This is a genomic window from Arthrobacter sp. 05T442, from assembly GCF_056395945.1.
This window is the reverse complement of record NZ_JBFTKM010000005.1, coordinates 173,244-192,179: the sequence shown is the minus strand read 5'-3', so window position 1 is coordinate 192,179 and position 18,936 is coordinate 173,244. Positions and strand designations below refer to the sequence as shown.

Below are 18,936 nucleotides of genomic sequence, written 5' to 3'. Positions count from 1 at the left end.
TGTCGCGCCGGACGGTCATGAGGGACACTCCGAGCATCCGGGCGAGGTCCGCGACCCGGACGATGCGTTCGCGCTGGACCTCCGCGAGGATGGCGGAGTGGCGGGCTGCGGCTAACATCTTTTCATCCTTCGTGGCCGGACTGGCGTGAGGTGCCCGCCGGGACGGAGGTGCGGGACCGGACGACGGCGACCGCGCCGGCGGCGAGGCTGAGGCCGCCGTCGAGGTCTTCCCCGCTGATGACCTCAAAGCCCGCCAGGGGCAGCTTGACCTCGTCCGTTCCGTGGTTGATGCAGAAGGTCCAGTCCGTGCCGTCCTTGCTGCGCCGGGCGACCTCGACGTCGGCCGGAAGGTCCGTAATGAGGGGGAGCACCGCCGCGTCGGCGCAAATGACGGCCAGCAGCTCACTCAGGCCCTCCGGCGCCAGCGTCGTGGCGACATAGTAGGCGCGGCCGCTTCCTGCCCGGTTGCGGGTCACCGCCGGTGAGCCGGCGACCGGGCCTGCGTCGACGGCGGCGAGAACCTCGGCGGTCGTTGCCGACCCCAGTTCGCTCCAGCGCGTACCCGTGCCGAAGGTGCTGAGCCGGACCGATTCCCCCTCGCGCAGCGGAAAGAACTCCTCCATCCGCACGCCGAGCAAACCGCTGAACGCGCCGGGGTAGCTGCCGAGCCTGATGTGGTCGTTCTCGTCCACGATCCCGGAGAAATACGTGACGACGAGGTGGCCGCCGGAGCGCACATAACCATCCAGGTTTGCCGCTCCGGCGTCGGTCACGAGGTACTGCAGGGGGGCCACGACAATCCGGTAACCGGAGAGATCGTCAGTGCTTTGGCGGAAGTCGGTGGGGATGCCGGCGCGGTAGAAGGCGTCGTGCCAGCGCCGGGTTTCCGCGACGTTGGAGGCGTCCACGCTCGGGTGCGAATCCAGTTCCGACGCCCAGCGGGCGTCGGTGTCATGGAGAATGGCGACGTCGACGCGCCCGGACCCGCCGGTGACCCGCGAGCCCCTGATTTCGGCCAGGCTGCGCAGCGCCTGTCCCAGCTGGACCACTTCCCGCCACACCTTGGTATCCGTCCCGGCGTGCGGCAACAGCCCGGAGTGGAACTTCTCCGCCCCGGCGCGGGAGGCCCGCCACTGGAAGAAGAGCGCGCCGTCGGCGCCGCGGGCCACATGCTGCATGGAGTTGCGCAGCATTTCGCCGGGCGCTTTTGCGATATTCCGGGGCTGCCAATTGACGGCTGACGTCGAATGTTCCATGAGCAGCCAGGGCTTCCCCTTGGCCCAGCCGCGGGTCAGGTCGGCCGTCGCGGCCAGCTCCTGGAAGTTCCGCAGATCCTCGGCAATGAGGTAGTGGTCGTTGGAGACGACATCCATCTCCTCGGACCACCGCCAGTAGTCCACCGGCTGGTGCAGGCCCATGTTGAAGCCCATGAAGTTCGTGGTGACCGGGAGCGGTGAGTGCGAGCGGATGATCGCGGCCTCGGCCTTGTAGCACTCCAGCAGTTCGTCCGAGGAGTAGCGGGCGAAATCCAGCTGCTGGGTCGGGTTTACCCAGGTGCCCGAGGTCCGTGGCGGCAGGATTTCCTCCCACGCCGAGTAGCGCTGCGACCAGAACGCGGTGCCCCACGCCGCGTTGAGTCCCTCGAGCGTCCCATAACGGTGTTCGAGCCAGGTCCGGAAGCCGGCCGCGGCGCTGTCCGAGTAGTCCGGCTGGTTGTGGCAGCCGTACTCGTTGTGCACATGCCACATCACGACGGCGGGATGGTCCTTGTACCTGCCGGCGATCTGCTCGGTCAGTGCCGCCGCAGCCCGGCGGTAGTCGGGGCTGGAGGCAGCAAACGCCTGCCGGGAACCGTAACTGTGCCGCACGCCGTCGGCCGTGACCGGGAGGGACTGGGGGTACTTGTGGCTGAACCACGGCGGCGGGGACGCGGTTGCGTTGGCCAGGTCCACGCGGATGCCGTTGGCATGGAGCAGGTCCAGGACCCGGTCCAGCCAGCCGAACTCGTACACCCCTTCGGAGGGTTCCAGCAGCGACCAGCTGAAGATGCCGACGCTGACGAGGTTGACGCCGGCCTCCCGCATCAGCCGGACGTCCTCGTCCCACGTCTCCTCGGGCCACTGCTCCGGGTTGTAGTCTCCGCCGAACGCCAGCATCGGGGATCCCTCGGAGCCGAGGCGGGCGGTGATGTAGTCCATGGCGGCGGTGTTGTTGAAGTCCACGTTTATCCTTTGCTGGAGCCGAGCGTCAGGCCGGCCACGAAGTGTCGCTGCAGGAGCAGGTAGATGATGAGGGCGGGAACAGCGGTGATCATGGCGCCGGCTGCGATCAGGTTGTAGTTCGAGAGGAACTGGCCCTGGAGGTTGTTGATGGCGGTCGTTACCGGGAGGCGGTCGCCGCTTTGGATGAAGAGCAGGGGCCAGAAGAAGTCGTTGTAGATGAAGATGACCTCGAGTGTGCCCATGGCGGCCAGCGCCGGGCGGCAGAGCGGCAGGATGATGTCCCAGTACTGGCGCCAGATGCCGGCGCCATCGACGAGCGCGGCTTCCGTCAGTTCGGGAGAGAGTGCCTTCATGTAATTGGAAAGCACAAAGGTCACGAAGCCGATCTGGAATGCGGTGTCCACTGCGATCACGGCGATGTAGGTGTTGAGGAGGTTCCCGGAATCGCTGAAGGCATACGGGAGTTCGAAGTGCTTGAACATTTCGAAGAGCGGTGCCGCGAGCACCTGCGGCGGCAGCAGGTTCCCGGCGGTGAACATGATCAGCAGCGTGATGTTGAACTTCCAGTTCACCCGGCTGACAGCGAACGCCATCATGGACGCGAAAAGCAGGATCAGGATCACGGACGGGACGGTGATCAGCACGGAGTTCCAGAACAACTGGGCAAAGCCGCCCTGCGTCCACGCCTGGGCGAAGTTGTCGAAGTTGAAGGTGCCGTCGACGCTGAAGTAGCCGTATTTGTCCGTGTCGGCCTTGGGCCGGAGCGCCGTGAAAACCGCCCAGACGAGCGGGACCAGCCAGACGGCTGCCATCACGATCAGGAAGATGTGGGTACCGTAGTGCCTTTTGCCCTGCCTGTTGTTCGCGGCCTGGGCCGCCCGCGCCCGGCCCTGGCCGGCCCGGCCCGGCCGGGTCCTTGCCGGGGTGCCTGCTGCGGAGGCATCGGTGGGATGTGCGATGCTCATGCCTCTTTGTCCTTTCCGAAGGCGCGGGACAGGTAGAACGTGATGGGGATCAGGGAGATGACCAGCAGGATCACGGCCAGGGCCGAACCGATTCCGATCACCTGTCCTTCGCCGACCAGGTTCTGGATCACCAGGGCGCTGATGAGTTCCAGGCCGTTGGTGCCGCGGTTGATGACGTAGACGATGTCGAAGGCCCGGAGCGATTCAATGACGGTGATGACGATGATGACGACGTTGACCGGGCGCATGGCCGGGAAGACCACCCGGAAGAAGGTCTGCACGGCGTTGGCGCCGTCGATCTGGGCGGCTTCGCGGAGGGTCGGGTCGACGCCCTTGAGGCCGGCCAGGTACAGGATCATGACATATCCGGCGTGCCGCCAGGCCGCGGCAAAGAGGGCTGCCCAGATGTTGATGCTGGAATCGCCGAACCAGTCAACCGCGTGGGGGGTACCCGCTGTTCCGAGCAGGAAATTCAGCAGTCCGCTGTCCCGGTTGTAGAACAGCTGCCAGATGACACCGATAAGGGCCAGGGAGAGCATGACCGGGGTGAAGAAGATGCTCTGGTAGATCCTGCTGCCGCGGATGTTCTGGTCCAGCAGCACGGCCAGCAGCAACCCCAGGGGCGTCGCGACGAGTGCCAGGAACACGAGCCACAGCACGTTGTGCTGGACGGCGGGCCAGAAGGGCGGGTAGTCCTGGGAGACGAACTGGTAGTTCCCGGCGCCGGCGGGTTTGATATCGGTCAGTTCGAGCCCGTTCCAGCGCGTGAAGGACAGCCCGACGGACATGAGGGTGGGGATCCAGACGAGGACGAGCTGGATCAGGGTGGGGATGCCCACCATGACGCCGAGCACCACCTTGTCGCGGCTGGAGAGCCGCCGGACCCGCCGCGCGGGGGCAGCGACGGCATCGCGCCCCCGCGCGGACGGACTGGTAGAGACACTCATGGGATTTCCTTGCTTTCTCGGACCTGCGCTTGTGACATGCGTTTCGGGCGGCGCGGCGCTACTGGGCGGCGTACAGGGACTTGGCCTGGGCTTCCAGGTTCTTCACGTCGACGTTGCCGTCCTTGATGAAGGACTGCAGTGCCGGGATCATCACGTTGTTCGCCATCGCGGGGAGGGCATCACGGTCGAAGAACTGGCTGATGTTCTTCGCGCCGCTGATTGAATCGGCCAGCTTCTTGGTCAGCGGGGTGAATTTGGAAGTGTCCGCGCCCTTGGCTGTGGCGATGTTCGATGAGTCCACGGCAGCGTAGACGTCCTGGCCTTCCGGAGTGCCGAGGTACGCCAGGAAATCCTTGGCGGCCTGGTTCTGGCCGCCCTTCTTGGAGAGCAGGAGACCGTCGATGGGGGCCTCGATCGAGTCCTGGCCCTCCATCGCGACCTCGGGGAACGGGAAGAAATCGATGTCGTCGGCAATGGCCTTGTCCGTGTACTGCTGGGTCAGGAAGGAACCGAGCAGGTACATGCCAGACTTCTTATCGGCGAGGGATTTTGCGGAGTCCTGCCACGTCATCCCGAGGGCGTTCGGGTTCTGGAACGGCAGCAGCGCCTTCCAGGTATCGAAAACGTCGCTGACTTTCTTCTGGTCCCAGCTCTCCTTGTGGGCTGTAAGGTCCATGTGGAACTGGTAGCCGTTGAGGCGCATGTTCAGGTAGTCGAACGTGCCCATCGCCGGCCAGCCGTCCTTGTCCGCAAATTCGATCGGGATCAGGCCGTCTGCCTTCATCTTGGCGCAGAGGGTCTTGAGCTCATCGAACGTCTTCGGTACGGCGTAGCCCTTCTCTGCCCAGAGGCTCTTCCGGAAGAAGAAACCCCACGGGTAGTTGTAGTTCGGAATCAGGTACATCTTTCCGTCGGCACCGGTCGAGGCCTTCTTCAGGGCGTCGGAGTAGTTCGCTCCGACCTTTTCCCAGACGTCGTCGATCGGCGCGAGGAGGCCCTTGCCGGCGTAGTACTGCATGCGGTAGCCGGCGAACCAGGTGAAGGCATCGTCCGGGCTGCCCTGGAGGTAGGTGTTGATCTTGTTCTGGAAGTCATTGTGGGCCACCACATTGGTGGTGACCTTGACGCCGGACTTCTTTTCGAAGGCATCGGTGACGGCCTTGTAAGCCGCTTTGGGGACCTCATCCGAGGAACCCGATCCGAACGTCGCCGTTTTGGCACCGGCGCTGCCCGACGGGGTGCTGCCGCCAGTGCAGGCTGTAAGCAGGGGAATGCCGGCCAGGGCGACCGCGCCCGCCCCGAACGTTTTGAGCAGCGTCCGCCGGTCCCACCCGCCTAGGCTCGATGCTCGGAGCAGGGCGTCTTCGTGCAGGGTCATGATTTCTCCTTTGAAAGCAAACACTGGCGATGTGAAGCAGCTCACATAATTATCTATCATAATCGCACAATAAAGAACGTCAAGAGGCAAAAAAGAACATTTGTCGCTGTCGCTTTCGTCCTGCGCTAAGGACGGGCGCACCGTTGACTACGCCCGCGCCGCACCCCTACCGTTAAGCCTTTCAGGGTGTCGACTCGGCCCGCGTTGCTGCGGCAGCACCCGAAGTCCCGGATTCACGTTCCAGTCCAGGTGCAACCATGAAGATCAAGGCCACAACTGCAGCCGTGCTGATGGTCCTGCTGGCGCTGGGCGGACTCCTCGGCGGGGCCTCGTTGACGGCATCGGCGCCCGGCACGACCTACTACCTGAGTGCAGAAGGAAACGACGGCAACGTGGGCACGTCGCCCGGCTCGCCCTGGCAGTCACTCGCGAAAATCAACAGCACAGTCCTGCAGCCCGGAGACAGTGTGAGTTTCCGCAGGGGCGATACGTGGACCGGCGGAGTGGTTGTCGATCAAAACGGCACGCCCGGTTCCGTGATCACCCTCAACAGCTACGGCGCCGGGGACCTGCCCCTGATCACCGGCGGCCAGGCGGGAAATTGTGTGCGGCTCAACGGAAGCTTCATCGCGGTGGACGGTTTGCGCGCTGCGGCGTGCGGCTACGCCGGCTTCAGTGTCTACGGCGACAACGTCAGCGTCACAAACTCCGCCGCGGCCAGCAATGCAGTGGGCATCAAGGTGGGCGGCGGTTCTGATTTCGGCAGGTACACGCACAACACCTTGGCCGGCAACAATGTCATGAACGTCAACACGCAGGGGACGGGCTGCGGAACGGCGCAAGCCGTCCAGTGCAGTGATGATTCGGGCGCCTTCGGCGTGCTCGTTAACGGCAGCGACAACGAGTTCTCCGGCAACACCGTCACCGGCTCCTCGGCGGCGTCCTTTGATTTCGGCCGCGACGGCAGTGCGTTTGAAATATTCAACGGCAGCCGCAACAAAATCCACCACAACGTGAGCCTGGACAACAACGTTTTCTCGGAAATAGGGCGCTCCGGGAGGACCGCCGACGCCAACACCTACAGCTACAACCTGATCAAGGCCACCTGCGGGGCCGACTGCTCCCAGGCCATGGGCCTGATCGCGCGGGGACCGTCGTCGCCCTTTGGCCCGACCAACGGGACCACCTTTGAGCACAACACGGTCTGGCTGGACGGGGCCGACTCCCAGGCGGTCGTCTGCCACGCATCGTGCCCGGCCTCCACGGTGATCAGGGCGAACATCCTGGTGGCGGTGCGGAACGCCCTGTGGATGGACGGCTCGGGCTGGACGGAACAGCAGAACGTGATCAACGGCCCGAGCAATGTTGCCCCTGACGGCACGTCGACCACCGCGCCGGCGGGATTTGTAAATGCGCCCGCCGACCTCCGTTTGACGGGCGCCAGCCCCGCGGTTGATCGGGCCGGGGCGGCCCGATTCCCCGCGGATCTGGAGGGCCGGACGGTGGCGCCGGGTGGCGGCTGCCAGGGGGCCGGCGCGGCCGATTCGGGGGCCTACGAGTACAAGCCGGCGAACTGCTGACTCCGGCCGGAAGTTCCGCGCCACTCCCGGCGCCCTTGACAAGTATCAACTGAACCGGTTTAGTAGTGCACATCACTTAACCGGTTCAGCGAGAAACTTTGGCGCTGGACCTGACCCGGAGGGACCGGCCCATGGCAGTCACCATCAGCGACGTCGCCCAGGCGGCGGGCGTCAGCAAGGGTGCTGTCTCCTACGCCCTCAACGGCCAGCCCGGCGTCAGCCAGGACACCCGGGACCGTATCCTCAGGGTGGCCAAGGACCTCGGCTGGACCCCGAACCTCCGGGCCAAGGGCTTGTCCTCGGCCAAGGCCTACGCGCTGGGCCTAGTGGTCGCCAGGGATCCTTCCCTGCTCGGAACGGACCCGTTCTTCCCTGCCTTCATCGCCGGGATCGAAACCGCCCTCGCCGAGCACGAGTACACCCTGGTCCTGAGCGTCGCCACCGCCCCCGGAGCCGAGGAGCGCTGCTACCGAAAGCTCGCCGACAACGGCAGGGTCGACGGCGTCATCCTCACTGACGTCCGCCACGCTGATTCCCGTATCGCACTGCTGCTCGAGCTCAAGCTTCCCGCCGTGACGTTGAACCGGCCGGACGCCGCCTCGCCGTTCCCCGCGGTGTCCGTGGATGAATCGGCAGGCATTGCAGCCGCCGTCGACCATCTGCTGGCCCTCGGACATACCCGCATAGCCCATGTGGGCGGCGGCCAGGAATACATCCATGGCCGGAGCCGGCGGGGGGCCTGGGAGGACGCGCTGACCGCCGCCGGCCTCCGGGCCGACCTTTTCGCGGCTGCCGACTTCACCGCAGCCGGAGGCGTCGCAGCCACCGCCGAGCTGCTTCGGCGGACCGACCGCCCCACGGCCATTGTTTACGCCAATGACCTGATGGCGACGGCGGGCCAGTCCTACGCCCAGTCCCTCGGCCTCAGCGTTCCGGGCGACCTGTCCATTACCGGCTATGACAACGCCGAGTTCACCCAGTACCTGAATCCGCCGCTGACCACCCTCGCCACGGATCCGATGCTGTGGGGGCGGGTGTCCGCCCAGGTCCTGTTGAGCCAGCTTGCCGGCGCCCAGGGTGTCGAGGACACCACGCTGCCGGCCCCCCGGCTCGTGGTCAGGGCCTCCACCGGTCCGGCGCCTGACCGGTACGCCGGCCGGGTCCCGTAGGTCCCGCCACACCGATTTCTCCCGAACCCCGTCAAACATGAACCCCGACAAATCCCCTCCCAAGGAGTCGCAATGAAGCGCTTTACCACTGCCACGCGCGTATTGTCCGTGGCCGCCCTCACCATCATGGGAGCCGGCCTCGCAGGCTGCGGCGGCGGGGCCGGCGGCGGCGCGGCATCCTCCGCCACCACTGCCAAGGGCCCCATCAAGATCTGGTACTCCAACAACGAGTTCGAGGTGAAGTGGGGCAAGGATATGGTGGCCTCGTGGAACGCCGCCCACCCGGACCAGCAGGTCGACGCCCAGGAGATCCCGGCCGGCAAGAGCTCCGAGGAGGTCATCGGGGCTGCCATCACCGCCGGCAACGCCCCGTGCCTGGTCTTCAACACCGCACCGGTGGCCGTGCCGCAGTTCCAGAAGCAGGGCGGACTGGTCGCGCTGGATTCGTTCCCGGACGGCGCCCAGTACATCAAGGACCGCACCGGCGACCTCGCGGACCAGTACAAGTCCTCGGACGGCAAGATGTACCAGCTGCCGTGGAAGTCAAACCCCGTGGTCCTGTTCTACAACAAGGACCTCTTCGCCAAGGCGGGCCTCGACCCGGAGAAGCCGAAGTTGTCCACGCAGGCCGAGTTCCTGGACACGGCCCGCACCCTCGTGAAGTCCGGCGCCGTGGCCAACGCCGTGTGGCCCTCTCCCGCGAGTGACTTCTACCAGTCCTGGTTCGACTTCTACCCGTTCTATGCCGCCAACACCGGCGGCACCACGCTGCTCAAGGATGGCAAGGCCACCTTCGACAGCGAGCAGGGCAAGCAGGTCGCCACCATGTTCCAGACCCTGTACAAGGAAAACCTGGCCTCCAAAGAAGCCTATAAGGGTGACTCCTTTGCCGACGGCAAGGCCGCAATGTCGCTGGCCGGACCGTGGGCCGTCGCCACGTACAAGGACAAGGTCAACTGGGGTACGGTTCCGGTCCCGGGTGCCCAGGCCCAGGCCGCCGGCTCCACCTTCTCGGACGCGAAGAACGTCGCCATGTATTCCGCCTGTAAGAACCAGGGCACCGCATGGGAGGTCATGAAGTTCGCGACGAGCAAGGAGCAGGACGGAAAGCTTCTCTCCGCCAGCGGCCAGATGCCGATGCGCAAGGATCTGACGACGGCCTACCCGGACTACTTCACCCAGAACCCCGCCTACAAGCAGTTCGCCGAAGAGGCCGGCCGCACCGTGGAAGTTCCCAACGTGTCCAACTCGGTGCAGATCTGGCAGACCTTCCGCGACGCATGGGGCAAGTCAGTGATCTTCGGCAACCAGGGCATCGATGACGCGTTCAAGGGTGCATCTGAGAAGATCAACCAACTGGCAGCACAGAAGTAGCAGGCGACTTCCCATGTCACTTCGCTCAGCTGGCGGCGGCCCCGCCACACGGGACACCGCCGGGTCCGGGGTGGACCGGCAGCCGGCGCCCAGGAAGCGCAAGAACTTCCTGGGCCGCCAGCCGCTGGGACTGCTGTTCAGCGCACCCTACGTCATCTATGTCCTGGCGGTGCTGGCCTACCCGCTCGGCTACGCCGTCTACATCTCGTTCCATCAGTTCTACTTCACCGCTCCCGGCGTCCAGGTTGACCGGCCCTTCGTGGGGGTCGAGAACTACGTCACCGTCTTGTCGGATCCGGAAGTGCAGCGCTCCTTCGCCAACATCGGCGTTTTCCTCGTGATCAATGTGCCGCTGACGGTCGGGCTTTCGCTCATCCTGGCCAACGCCCTGAACCGCGTGAGCAGGCTGAAGACCTTCTTCCGGGTCAGTTACTACGTCCCGTACGTCACGGCGAGCGTCGCCGTCGTCGGGGTCTGGCTGTTCCTGTTCCAGCAGAACGGCCTCGTCAATGCCCTGCTGGGGCCGCTGGCACCGAATCCCTCCTGGTTGACCAACTCCTGGCTCGCGATGCCCACGGTGGCGCTGTACGTGACCTGGAAGCAGTTGGGGTTCTTCATCCTGCTGTACCTGGCCGCGCTGCAGAACATCCCGGACGAGCTATACGAGTCTGCCTCGGTGGACGGTGCGAACAAGTGGGTCCAGTTCTGGAACATCACCGTTCCCGGAGTGCGCCCGGCGAGTGTGCTGGTGACGTTGCTGGCCACCATCACCGGCGCCAACCTGTTCACCGAACCGTACCTGCTCACCGGCGGCGGCGGTCCGGACGGCGCCTCGAGCTCCCCGGTCTTCCTGATGTACCAGAAGGGCATCCTGCAGGGAAACCCGGACGTGGCCGCCGCGCTGGGCGTGGTGTTGGTGATCGGCGTGCTGCTGATTGCCCTGATCCAAAAACGCCTCGTGGGCGGGAAGGAGGACTGACATGTCGATCATCGATGCGGCAACCGCCGCCAACAACGAAAACGAACGGAACGACGACGCCGGGCATCCCGGCGCGCGGTCGTCCCACCGCCGCGCCCCTTCCGGGGAAGCCTCCGGGGTGGAGAAGCGCAAGAACCTGGGCGTGGGCAGCTTCGTGCTGCTGGCCGTGGGCGCGTTCGTCTTCCTCTTCCCGTTCTACTACATGTTCATCGGCTCGCTGCAGACCTCCACGGACACGTCCGCGGGCGGCGCGTTCCCCAACCCGGCGAACATTACGGGCGAGAACTACACCAACATTAACAACTCCATCGACCTGTTGAAGGGCCTGCTCAACTCCGGGATCTTCACCGGCGGCGTCATCTTCTTCACCGTGGTGTTCGGGCTGCTGGTGGGCTACGCCCTGGCGCAGATGCAGTTCCGCGGCAAGGGCCTGGTGTTCGGCATGATGCTGCTGGTGCAGATGGTTCCGTTCCAGCTGCTCCTCATCCCGCTGTATGTCATGATCGTGCGGGACTATGGGCTCGCGGACACGTACCTGGGCATGATCCTGCCGTTCGCGATCAACTCGACGGCCGTGTTCGTCTTCCGCCAGTACTTCATGCAGCTGCCTTCGACCCTGTTTGAGGCGGCCAGGATCGACGGCGCGTCGGAGCTGCGGATCCTGTGGCAGATCGCCATTCCGCTGGTCCGGCCCGCCATTGTCACGGCCGTCCTGCTGACCTTCATCGGACCGTGGAACGAGTTCCTGTGGCCGTTCCTGGTCACCAAGGACCATTCCATCCAGCCGCTCGCCGTTTCCCTGGCGAACTACATCTCCAACATCGCCGCCACGGCGTCCAACCCGTTCGGCGCCATCTTGGCGGGAGCGTGCGTCCTCGCGGCGCCCGCCGTCGCACTCTTCATTTTCTTCCAGCGCCAGTTCATTTCCACCAATATCGGTTCAAGCGTAAAGGGTTAATCTATGACCTCCCCCCAAACCTCCGCACTGCCCACCGTCCCCTTCACCCTCACCCGCGCCGGCGTCATCATGACCCCGGAGGCAGGCAACGAGTTCGAAGCCGAAGGCGTCCTCAACCCTGCCAGCGGCCGCGGACCCGACGGCGAGCTGTACCTGCTGCCCCGCCTCGTCGCCAAGGGCAACGTCTCCCGGGTGGGACTGGCCAAGGTCATCATCGAGGACGGCGTGCCCACCGGCGTCGAGCGCCAGGGCATCGTCCTGGCCCCCGATGAGGGCTGGGAGCGCGGACTGAACAACGCCGGCACCGAAGACCCCCGCACCACCTGGGTGCCCAGCCTCGGCAAGCACCTGATGACCTACGTCGCGTACGGCCCGCTGGGCCCGCGGCTGGCCTTCGCCTACTCCGAGGACCTGCGCAACTGGGAACGGCTGGGCCCGTGCCATTTTGAATACCAGGCCGATCTTTCCATGGACCTGAACCTGTTCGCGAACAAGGACGCCGTGTTCTTCCCGGAGCCCGTCAACGACCCCGACGGCGTCCCCTCCTACGCGATGCTGCACCGCCCCATGTGGGACCTTGGCTGGATCCGCGAGGGCGAAGGCGAGCACCTGCCGGCCGGCGTCACCGACAACCGCCCCGGCATCTGGATCTCCTACGTCGCCGCCGCCGACGTCGAAAAGGACATCCGCAACCTCGTGCACATGGCCAAGCACCGCCTCGTCGCCCTGAGCGAGTTCCCGTTCGAGGAACTCAAGATCGGCGGCGGTCCCGCACCGATCCGCGTCGACGAGGGCTGGCTGCTGATCCACCACGGCGTCTCGGGGACCCTGGAGAAGTCCGCCTTCGACCACCAGCAGAACGTTAATTACACCGCCGCTGCCATGATCCTCGACGCCGACGACCCCTCCAAGGTCATCGCCCGCAGCGACAGGCCACTCCTCGCACCGGAAACCCAGGAAGAAACTTCAGGCATCGTGCCCAATGTCGTTTTTCCCACCGCAATCGAGAAAATCGGCGAGCAGTTGTTCGTGTTCTATGGCATGGCTGATTCGAAGATCGGCGTCGCCAAACTGGACCGCATCTAACACCACGACGCTTTAGGCACCCCTGCCCGTCCCATCGTCACAGGAGCTAGACATGACCCGTAGTACTGTTCATGCACGACTGAAATCCGCCCCGGTCGCAGTCGTTGCAACTCTGTCGATGCTCCTGACCGGGGCAGGGGTGGCTTCCGCAACCCAGCCGGCGCCGGCCGCCGCGTCACAGGCACCGTTGACCAATCTCGCCCACCTGAATTTCCTCCTCGACACCGTTCCGCTCCACGCTGTGGATGGCCACACGACGTACCAGCTGGACACAAAACCGTCCGCCCAGGCGCCATGGACCTATTCCAACAAGAACGCGGACGGCAGCTACACCCGCGTCGGCGGGGGGTCGCTGGACGCTGCCACGGGGCGCTGGAGCCAGGGTGCCTTCAACGCAGATGACATTGCCCGGACCGCGGTGGTCTACCTGCGCCACTGGCAGCAGACCGGTGACGCCTCAAGCCGCGACCGCGCCTTCGACGTGCTGCGCGAGCTGACATATTTGCAGACAACAACCGGTCCCAACGCCGGCAACGTGGTCCTCTGGCAGCAGTCTGATGGCACGTTGACGCCGAGTGCCAAACCGGTGGAACTTCCCGACCCTTCCGATTCAGCCGAGTCCTACTGGCTGGCACGGACCGTGTGGGCACTGGGGGAAGGGTATGCCGCGTTCAAGTCGGCAGACCCCCGGTTTGCGTCCTTCCTGCAGACCAGACTGGACCTCGCCGTCGCGTCACTGGACAAGCAATCCCTTGCAAAATACGGAAAATACGACATTGCTGACGGCGCCAAAGTCCCGGCTTGGCTGATCACCGGGGGGGCGGACGCGTCCGCTGAAGCCGTGCTTGGACTCTCCGCCTACGCAAAGGCCGCACCCGGCGATAGCGCCGCCACCGGCGCACTGAGCAAGCTCACTGAAGGTATCGCCGCGATGTCATCCGGATCGGTCCAGCAATGGCCCTTTGGGGCGATTCTTCCCTGGAACCAGTCCCGGACCCTGTGGCACGCGTGGGGCGGCATGACCGCGGCCGCCGTCGCCAGCGCGTCACCGTTGCTGCACCGACCCGATCTGCTGGCTACCGCGGTTAAGGACTCCGCCCAGTTCACTCCCCAACTCCTCGCCGCGGGCGGGCCGGACAACGCCTGGAGCCCCGTCCCCGGCGAGGCGCAGATAGCCTACGGCGTCGACTCCCGGGTCGAGGGCCTCGTGGCAACGGCAAGGGCCGCGAACGCTCCCGGACTGATCGACGTTGCAGCAGTGGCGGCCGGCTGGTACTTCGGCGCCAACCGCAGCGGAAAGCCGGCCTACGACCCGGCAACAGGCACCGCCATCGACGGCATCGAAGCCGATGGCCGCGTCAACCCCAACTCCGGGGCCGAATCCACCATCCACACCCTCCTCTCGATGCTCGCCCTGGACGCCAACCCCGAGCTCAAGGCCAAAGCCCTCGGGATCAGCAGCACCGTGGGGACCGACGGGCTCAAGGTAGCCGAAGCCGAATCCGGCACCATCACCGGCGGGGCAGTTATCAAACCCGCCTCCGCGTGGACCGGTGAAGCGAACTGGTCCGGCGGCGCATACGTCGCCCTCAACGCCGGTGGCACCGTGAAGATCCCGGTCCCGGCTTCGGACCAGGAACGCAATGTGTACCCGATCGTTGACCAGCGGCCCGACGCTGCGGGAACGACGTCGTGGACCTCCGGGAGCACTTTCCTGGGCACTACGGCCAACGGCGGGGCGGGCGCGCAAGGCATCACGGCAGCTCCGGGCATACTTTTCCCGTTCTCCCTTGACCGGGCCCTGCCGGCGGGCGAGAACAGCGTGGCTGCCAAGGCCGGAAGCGACGCGTCGATCGACGGCGTGTTGCTGCAGCCGAAGATCTCCTCGGTTTCCGTCTCCGGCTCCGCAGGCCAATCAACGCTGTACATCAGCGCAGCCCGCGGAAGCCTGGACCGGAAAGTAAACCTCCCCCAAGGCTTCCATCTGAGCCAGCAGGCCTTTGATGCCAACGGCCAGAGCCTCACCCCCCGTTCCGACCAGAACGGGGCAGACCATTCCGGCCGCGTCACCGTGGCTCCGGGCGGATTCACCTGGGTCACCTTCGTCCGCAACTAGTCCCCGCCAACACCGCAGCCGGAGGGACCACTGAGCCCTGCCGCCAGCCCCACAATCCAAAGACAGGAACAGCCCGCATGCAGAAAATCACCACTGAAGCACTGCTCGATAGTTACAAAGGAGCGCTCAAGTTCAGCAATCCGCTGACCGACACCATATCCACCGACCAGTTCTCCTCCGAGTACCCTGAGCACCCGGAATGGGCTGTGGGCCCCTTCCACAAGGACGACTCCCTGACCTTCCGCCAAGTCGGCGACTGGGCTGACCCGACCGGAATCGGCTGGACCGCGGATTCAATCTTCAATCCTTCCATCATGGAGCGCGAGGGCAAGCTCTACCTCTTCTACCGGGCATCCCCGCGCAAGGAATCGATCTCCAGCCGCATCGGTGTCGCCGTCTACGATCCCGCAACCGGGTGGCAGGACAACCCCTCCAACCCGGTGATCTACCCCACCCAGGACAATGAGATCCTCGGCTGCGAAGATCCCAAGGTGTACATGGCAGAGGGCCGCTACTACATGTTCTACAACGGGATCTGGACGATCGAGCGCAGCGATGAGCCAGCCGGCCAGGATCCCGCCGTCTATCCCCTGGGCGAGGTTGGGTGCGACATCAATGTTGCCGTCTCCGATGACCTGATCCATTGGGAAAAGCTCGGACTCGCTGTCCCTCATGAGGTTTCGCAGTACTGGGCCAAGGGGGCGGTCATCCCCCGAAACGCCCATGGCGAAGCCGTCAAGATCGGCGGGGACTACCTCATGTACTTGTCTGAGGGGTGCGGTGGCACGACCCACGTGGGACGGTCCCCGGACCTGGTGACCTGGACGTTTGAGCCGCAGGACTATCTGGACCTTGGACCGCTGGGCGGCTCACTGCACGAAGTTGCCTGCGCCATCGTCGAGGACGGCCACGGCCAAGGGGGCGCCAGTCTGGTCCTGGACTTCTTCTACGGCGACGCCAACGGCCAGTTTGCCGCGGCCCAGGCCCTGTACGACGTGGACCAGCCCTTCACCCAGAAAGCGGTCAATCACGGAGGGTCGCTCGCGTGGGGAGGTCTGCTCAAATACGGCGGAAGCTGGATGTTCGCTCAAGGCTGGGATGCCCCCTCCGGATCCAGGGAGATGTACTTCTACCGTGCCGCCCGCAGCTAGCAGCGGCAATACACCGCCTTCCGCTGGAGCGCTCCACACTGGCCAGACATCGATTGGCGTCCGGCGGACCGGACCCGTCTTCGAAGGTCTGGACACCATCGCCGTCATCCGGGTCAACGATCAGGACGTTGCCCGCACCTACAACCTGCACCGCAGCTACGTTCTGGATGTCACCGACGGGATTCCCGTACGGATTCAAGGCTCCCCGTCCCGGGGCGAACGATCCCGGCGGTTGCGGATGTTACAGACCTGCAACAGCCGGGACACGCATGCGAAACCGGCCCGGGAGGATACTGGAGTCATGTCCTTAACGGACGATTCTCATGTAGGCATTGGGGACTATCCGAAGGACTCCGCATATGCCCACCCCCTTCAACCAGTCACTGGCTGACTCTGCCCTCCTGACAAAATCCCTTCCGCTTGGCCTGCTTCGCGCCTTTGTGCAGACCAACGCCGCGGACGACGGACTGACGCCACACCTGCTGGCCGAACTCAAGATCCTGGCCCGCACGCCGGGGCTCCTGGTGGCCTGCAACTATGGCGGCACCCTCTGCACCGCGGAGGGCATCTCCACCGAGACGCTGCCGCTGGCAAGCGCCGCGATCGCCCTCCGCGCCCTCGCCGCGCTGCCCAATACCCACGCCGCCGTCATCTCCGGCCGGTCCCTGCGCGATCTGGCCGCCGTTTCACGACTGCCCGCGGAGGTCCACCTCGTGGGCTCGCATGGCGCGGAATTCGACATGGGCTATGCGCACGGACTCTCGCTGGCCACCGAGTCCGTCCTCCAGCAGGCCAGCCAGGCGCTCGCCGAAACGGTGGGGGCCTACCGGGGCATCAGCATCGAACGCAAACCTGTTGCCGTGGCGGTGCACGCCAGGCACGCGGCGGCGGACATTGTGGCCCGGGCAAAAGAGCAGGCGGAGGAAATCGCCCGTGGACTCGGGCTGCATTTCATCGTCGACGGCTCAGTCCTGGACCTTTCCGTCGTCGAACCGTCCAAGGCTGCTGCCGTGGAACACCTCCGCTCCGTGCTCGGCGTGAGTGCCGCCCTCTACGCGGGCGATGCCGCCAGCGACGAGCTCGCCATGGCCACCCTCCGGGGTCCGGACATGGCGTTGAGGGTGGGGGAGGGCCCGACCCTCGCCGCCCACCGGCTCCGGGACCCTGAGTCCTTCGCCCGTGTCCTGGCCATCCTCTTTGAACTGCGCAGGGCGTGGCTGTTCGGCGAGGACGCCGTGGGCCTGGAACGGCACTCGATGATCGGGAACGGCTCCTCCACCGCACTCATCACCCCCGACGCCAAGATCTGCTGGATGAGCCACCCGCTGCCGGACTCGGGCTCGCTCTTCGCCCACCTTCTCGGCGGCGACGCAGCCGGACACTTTTCCGTGGAGCCGGTGAAGTCCTCGCAGGTCCTCGGCCAGCGCTACGTGGACAGCACCATGATCGTCGAAACCCGCTGGGCGGACGTCACCGTGACCGACTATCTCGACCCTGCGCCGCCAGGCATCACCAGCCTGGTCCGGGTGCTCTCCGGCACCGGCACGGCCAGGATTGTCTTTGCGCCCCGGCCCGACTACGCCAATGCGCCGTTCAGCATGGAGGCCCGAGGCACGGAACTGCATGTCGTCGGGACGGCGGACCCCATCATCCTGCTGGCGCCCGGGGTGAGTTTCTCCATCACCTCGGACGGGCGCCATGCCACCGCAACAGCCGAAATCGACCTCCGACATGGTCCCGTTGTCCTCAACCTGCGCTGCGGCGATACGGAACCCCAGCCCGCCGAACCCGACGACGAAACCGGGCGGCGCTCCGCCGTCGCGCATCATTCCCGGCGCTGGGTCCAGGACCTGCAGTTGCCCGGCGTGAAGCCGTCCCTGGTGCGCCGCTCGGCACTGGTGCTGCGTGCCCTGGTCCACGAACCCACCGGCGCCGTGCTGGCCGCACCAACCACGTCGCTGCCGGAGGGGATCGGCGGTACCCGGAACTGGGACTACCGGTACTGCTGGCTCCGCGACGGGTCCATGACGGTCAACGCGCTCGTGGATCTGGGCTCAACGGTGGAAGCTGAAGGCTTCCTGGCCTGGCTCGGGCGGATCCTGGCCCACGCGCCGGGGCCGGAATGGCTCCACCCGTTGTACTCGGTGACCGGGGCGCCGCTGTCCACGGAGGCCATCATCGAGAGCCTGCCTGGCTATGCGGGTTCACGCCCGGTCCGGATCGGCAACGCGGCCGACCACCAGGTCCAGCTCGACGTGTTCGGCCCGGTAGCCGAACTGATCGACGGACTGAGCGCGCGCAGGGGCGTCCTGTCCGATGCGCACTGGGGGCTGATGGTCCAGATGGCCTCGGCGGTCCTGGCCCGGTGGCATGAGGCGGACCACGGGATTTGGGAAGCCCGGCGGGCACCGCGGCACCATGTCTACACGAAGGTGATGTGCTGGGTGGCGCTGGACCGGGCACTGCGCACGGCGGAACGCCACGGCCGGGAGCCCCTTCCGGCGTGGGCGCCGACGGCCGCCACCATCCGGGAGGAAGTCCTGCGCGAAGGCTGGGATGAGACCGCCAACTCCTACACCGTGGCGTATGACAGCCCGGACCTGGACGCCGCGGTGCTGCACGTCGGCCTGTCCGGACTGCTGGACGTCAGCGACCCCCGTTTCCTGGACACCGTCACGGCAGTGGAGCGGGAGCTGCGGGTGGGCCCCACGGTCTTCCGGTACCGGTACGACGACGGTCTGCCGGGACTCGAGGGCGGCTTCCACATCTGCACCACCTGGCTGATCGAGGCGTACGTGGCGGTGGGCCGGATCGAGGAAGCATGGGACCTGTTCGACCAGCTGGTGAACCTGTTCGGTCCCACGGGGCTGCTGCCGGAGGAATACGATCCCGGCACCGAAACCCATCTGGGCAACCACCCCCAGGCCTACTCCCACCTGGGCTTCATCCGCTGCGCGCGGGTGCTGGACCAGCACCAGAAGAACTGAGGCGCTTCCGGGAAACGCCGGGGC

Annotated in this window: 15 protein-coding genes; 10 read left to right on the top strand and 5 right to left on the bottom strand. The window is 65.6% G+C overall.

Annotated elements, in window-relative coordinates; translation table 11 throughout:
- From AC1DES_RS08075 to AC1DES_RS08055, 5 genes are all read right to left on the bottom strand, one after another.
- The coding region (locus tag AC1DES_RS08075) for a DeoR family transcriptional regulator (protein ID WP_476894196.1) at positions 1 to 118 on the bottom strand (118 nt) is incomplete at its 3' end.
- A 4-nt stretch (positions 119 to 122) separates the two neighbouring features.
- A complete protein-coding gene (locus tag AC1DES_RS08070; protein ID WP_476895179.1) occupies positions 123 to 2,222 on the bottom strand; it encodes a beta-galactosidase in 2,100 nt (699 codons plus the stop codon).
- Positions 2,223 to 2,224: 2 nt separating this feature from the next.
- Entirely contained in the window at positions 2,225 to 3,187 is a 963-nt protein-coding gene (locus AC1DES_RS08065; protein WP_476895178.1) for a carbohydrate ABC transporter permease, read from the bottom strand.
- Positions 3,184 to 4,134 carry a carbohydrate ABC transporter permease gene (locus tag AC1DES_RS08060; RefSeq protein ID WP_476895177.1) on the bottom strand — a complete coding sequence of 317 codons (951 nt, stop codon included), beginning with the start codon at positions 4,132 to 4,134 and terminating at the stop codon, positions 3,184 to 3,186. The genes AC1DES_RS08065 and AC1DES_RS08060 overlap by 4 nt, the downstream gene beginning before the upstream one ends.
- Positions 4,135 to 4,192: 58 nt before the next feature.
- The gene (locus AC1DES_RS08055) at positions 4,193 to 5,512 is read right to left on the bottom strand and encodes an ABC transporter substrate-binding protein (RefSeq protein ID WP_476895176.1); all 1,320 of its coding nucleotides are present in this window, start codon (positions 5,510 to 5,512) and stop codon (positions 4,193 to 4,195) included.
- A 257-nt stretch (positions 5,513 to 5,769) separates the two neighbouring features.
- Here AC1DES_RS08055 and AC1DES_RS08050 point away from each other — a divergent pair, with 257 nt between their 5' ends.
- The 10 genes from AC1DES_RS08050 (at position 5,770) to AC1DES_RS08005 (ending at position 18,912) form a co-directional block, all read left to right on the top strand.
- Positions 5,770 to 7,092 carry a right-handed parallel beta-helix repeat-containing protein gene (locus tag AC1DES_RS08050; protein ID WP_476895175.1) on the top strand — a complete coding sequence of 441 codons (1,323 nt, stop codon included), beginning with the start codon at positions 5,770 to 5,772 and terminating at the stop codon, positions 7,090 to 7,092.
- 131 nt (positions 7,093 to 7,223) lie between these two features.
- Positions 7,224 to 8,261, top strand: a complete 1,038-nt coding sequence (locus AC1DES_RS08045) for a LacI family DNA-binding transcriptional regulator (protein ID WP_476895174.1) — start codon at positions 7,224 to 7,226, stop codon at positions 8,259 to 8,261.
- A gap of 72 nt (positions 8,262 to 8,333) precedes the next feature.
- On the top strand, positions 8,334 to 9,635 hold the full coding sequence (locus AC1DES_RS08040; RefSeq protein WP_476895173.1) for an extracellular solute-binding protein: 1,302 nt from the start codon (positions 8,334 to 8,336) through the stop codon (positions 9,633 to 9,635).
- A 13-nt stretch (positions 9,636 to 9,648) separates the two neighbouring features.
- The gene (locus AC1DES_RS08035) at positions 9,649 to 10,614 is read left to right on the top strand and encodes a carbohydrate ABC transporter permease (protein ID WP_476895172.1); all 966 of its coding nucleotides are present in this window, start codon (positions 9,649 to 9,651) and stop codon (positions 10,612 to 10,614) included.
- Position 10,615: 1 nt separating this feature from the next.
- Positions 10,616 to 11,572, top strand: a complete 957-nt coding sequence (locus tag AC1DES_RS08030; protein ID WP_476895171.1) for a carbohydrate ABC transporter permease — start codon at positions 10,616 to 10,618, stop codon at positions 11,570 to 11,572.
- Positions 11,573 to 11,575: 3 nt separating this feature from the next.
- A complete protein-coding gene (locus tag AC1DES_RS08025; RefSeq protein WP_476895170.1) occupies positions 11,576 to 12,658 on the top strand; it encodes a glycoside hydrolase family 130 protein in 1,083 nt (360 codons plus the stop codon).
- A 52-nt stretch (positions 12,659 to 12,710) separates the two neighbouring features.
- Positions 12,711 to 14,774 (top strand): hypothetical protein, encoded by a 2,064-nt coding sequence (locus AC1DES_RS08020; RefSeq protein ID WP_476895169.1) that lies wholly within the window; start codon positions 12,711 to 12,713, stop codon positions 14,772 to 14,774.
- 77 nt (positions 14,775 to 14,851) lie between these two features.
- A complete protein-coding gene (locus AC1DES_RS08015; RefSeq protein WP_476895168.1) occupies positions 14,852 to 15,925 on the top strand; it encodes a glycoside hydrolase family 130 protein in 1,074 nt (357 codons plus the stop codon).
- Positions 15,873 to 16,316 carry a glycosyl hydrolase 2 galactose-binding domain-containing protein gene (locus AC1DES_RS08010; protein WP_476895167.1) on the top strand — a complete coding sequence of 148 codons (444 nt, stop codon included), beginning with the start codon at positions 15,873 to 15,875 and terminating at the stop codon, positions 16,314 to 16,316. The genes AC1DES_RS08015 and AC1DES_RS08010 overlap by 53 nt, the downstream gene beginning before the upstream one ends.
- Entirely contained in the window at positions 16,285 to 18,912 is a 2,628-nt protein-coding gene (locus AC1DES_RS08005) for a trehalase-like domain-containing protein (RefSeq protein ID WP_476895166.1), read from the top strand. The genes AC1DES_RS08010 and AC1DES_RS08005 overlap by 32 nt, the downstream gene beginning before the upstream one ends.
- The last annotated feature ends 24 nt before the right edge of the window (positions 18,913 to 18,936 follow it).